Source organism: Zoogloea sp., from assembly GCF_023150065.1.
Classification (GTDB): Bacteria; Pseudomonadota; Gammaproteobacteria; order Burkholderiales; family Rhodocyclaceae; genus Zoogloea.
This window is the reverse complement of sequence record NZ_JAKLLN010000052.1, coordinates 1-2800: the sequence shown is the minus strand read 5'-3', so window position 1 is coordinate 2800 and position 2800 is coordinate 1. Positions and strand designations below refer to the sequence as shown.

Here is a 2800-nt window from a genome sequence, read left to right as displayed (position 1 = left end):
GCCCACCGCCCGGCCGGGCAGACCCGAGTGGGCGATCCAGTTGCCGTCGGCCCATTGCGGCGCGAACACCTGGACCAGCGCCACGCCGGCGCTGAGCGTGCCGGCCACCATCAACCCGGTGGCCACGCACAGCCAGACGGTGGCCCCATCGTCGCGCGCGGCCACGGCAGCGAATGCCACCACCAGCAGCGCCGCCACGCCCAGCAGGCCCAGCGCCGAGAGCATGAGCCCGGCCGGCAGCGCGCCGAGCACGCCCGAGCCCAGCGCCGCCGCCGCCAGCAGCGCCAGCGCACCCAGCAGGCTGCCCCCCCGCACCGGCCAGATGCGCGGCGCCAGCACCGCCACCAGCGCACCCCACAGCGACACCGCCAGGCACTGGTTCAGCAGCGTGGACGACGGCGGCTGGTTGTAGGCCAGCAGCGGCGGCACCGCGCAGGCCAGGAGTGCGGCCAGCATGACCGGCCACGGCCAGCGGCGTTCATCGGCGGCCGCAGGCGCTGCCGCGCCCGCAGCCCAGGTGGGCAGCGACATGCGCTGGATTCTAGGCAGCCCAAGGCGCCCGACCGGGCGCGGGCAGTCCTGCGTCCGCGCTCGCCACTAGAACCCGTTGAACGGCGCGTAGCCGACGACGTCGCCGCTGGTGCCGTCGATCAGTGCGATCCAATCGGTCTTGCGGGCCTGCAACGGCAGGTAGCGCATTTGGTCAGCAGCTCTGCCGGAACGCTTTACGGCCGCGTCGAGTTCGCCTCGGCGATCGGCATCCACGCCTGGCAACTGGGCCAGCGGCCGGGACCGGAGCAGGGCCTCAGCGCGGGCGGTGGCGTCCCAGGGCCGCCAGTATCGCGGACGAGCGCTGAGATCGGTGCCGGAAGCGGCCATCTGGATGGCCTCCAGCTTCTCCGCTCCATCGGCCGGTCTCTCGATGCGCAGCAATCGAGGACCGTCCAGCGGCAGGTGGCGCAGGTCCTGTGGCGCATCGTCCAGCCCACCGTCCGGAATGTCCACGGCCGTTACCACGCGCAGACGGTCGACCTCGAAGACCAGCGCCACCGGGCGGGCAACGAAGATGGTGTGCATGCCAAATGCCAGCGCGGCGAGCTGCAACATCGCGATGACGGCCAGATCGCGCTGCAGCTCGCGCAGCGGCTTGCGCACCCGGTCGAACACAGCGAAGGTCAACGCGGGGCCGATGACGACGTCGACCGACGTGATCAACACGAAGAGCTCGGTGCCACCGGCGAGCACGGTGTAGGGCCACGGGTACCACAGGCCGAACACCAGGGCTGCGGCCAACGCGGCGACCCCCGCGCTGAGCAACAGGTGGATGCCTGCGGCGCGCAGACGTGATTTCAAGTCGAATGCAGCCATCGCCGGGTGTCTTTGCTCAGTCGTTGCGTGATGACGATTCTGCGGCAACCGAAACGCCAACCGGGCACCCTTGGGTGCCCGGTTGGCGGTCGATGGGGTGGGCCGGATGTCGCCGGCCCCACCTTGCCGTCGTCAAGTTATCAGGTGCGGCACTCAGCCGGAACGTACTTGGCGTTCGAAGGCGTGTTGCAGTCCCAGGTAATGCCAGTGGAGCTGCCCGTACCGACCAGATTGAACGTAACGGTCGTTCCGCTGACGCCCGTCGCAACCGTGACCCCGAGCGTTGCGCCCGTGGCAGCGTGTGTGCACGCCAGCGTCGTCATGCCGATGGTGCCAGTCGCCACGCCGAGGCAATTGTCAGCCGCGCCATTGGCGAAGTTCTCGGAAACCGTGGCCTTGGCACCGCTGGCCTGGACGATGCCTTCCGACACCTTGGCGCGGATCGTGTAGTCCTGGTACGCCGGCAGCGCGATGGCGGCCAGGATGCCGATGATCGCGACCACGATCATCAGTTCGATCAGGGTGAAACCTTGTTGGATGCTGCGCTTCATGAGAAAACTCCTGTCTGGGGTGAGGGGTGGGGGACTGTGCGAGCTTTCTTATGCAGGCCCCGTGCCAGCCCGCCTGGGGGTTCTGGGGGGGTGGCAGGCGCGAAATCGATCACGTGCCACCGGGCCCTGCTGCCGCAATCCGTCGACCCGGCGGTCGCGCAGGTGACGTTTTTCGTCACCTGCGCCGCAAACCGTCAGTCCAGGGCCAGCACCTGGCCGGCAGCCAGGGCGCGCAGGTCGTGGGCGGCACCCAGGGCGGCCAGTTCGGTCATGACGGTGTCGAGCTCACCCGGCTTGATGTGGGTGATGTAGACCGCCACACCGGCCGCCAGGTGGCGCAGCTCACGCCCGATGGCCTGTGGGTACAGGTGGCGGCTGACCTGCGCCAGCGCGCGCTCGTCGTCGCGGAAGGCGGTTTCGATGACCAGGGTGTCCACCTGCATCTGGGCCAGTCGCTGCCACAGGGGCTCGTGCGGGGCCGTGTCGCCGGTGTAGACCCAGGCGCCGCGCGACGAGCCGGCGCCGGGCAGCACGGCGTAGCCCACGGCCGGCACCGTGTGCAGGGCTGGCAGCACTTCGATTCGCCGGCCATGCGTGAACTCGATGACCTGGCCCACCTGCAATGGCTGCAGGCTGAGCACGGGCCGCTCGGCCGAGGGCAGGCGGGTGAAGTCGGGCCAGAGCGAACCGTTGAACAGGTGCTCGCGCAGGGTGGCCAGCGTCTCGGGCAAGGCATGCACGCGGATGGGCGGTCGCTGCGCCCGGCGGCGCATCACGCTGTCGGCCAGCAGCGGCACGGCCAGCACATGGTCGAGGTGGGAGTGCGTGAGCAGGATGTGGTCGATGCGCTCGAGCTCGTCGAGCGCGAGATCGCCCACGCC

At 69.9% G+C, this 2800-nt stretch carries 4 protein-coding genes; all 4 read right to left on the bottom strand.

The genetic code is table 11. From position 1 onward, the window contains the following. The coding region (locus L6Q67_RS23235) for a hypothetical protein (protein ID WP_296575787.1) at positions 1 to 531 on the bottom strand (531 nt) is incomplete at its 3' end. A gap of 66 nt (positions 532 to 597) precedes the next feature. Beyond that, on the bottom strand, positions 598 to 1368 hold the full coding sequence (gene tfpZ, locus L6Q67_RS23230) for a TfpX/TfpZ family type IV pilin accessory protein (RefSeq protein WP_296575785.1): 771 nt from the start codon (positions 1366 to 1368) through the stop codon (positions 598 to 600). A 140-nt stretch (positions 1369 to 1508) separates the two neighbouring features. Continuing rightward, positions 1509 to 1919, bottom strand: coding sequence for a pilin (locus tag L6Q67_RS23225; RefSeq protein ID WP_296575782.1), 411 nt, complete (start codon positions 1917 to 1919; stop codon positions 1509 to 1511). Positions 1920 to 2113: 194 nt separating this feature from the next. Continuing rightward, positions 2114 to 2800, bottom strand: a 687-nt coding sequence (locus L6Q67_RS23220; protein WP_296575779.1) for a 3',5'-cyclic-nucleotide phosphodiesterase, incomplete at its 5' end; no start/stop codon positions are given.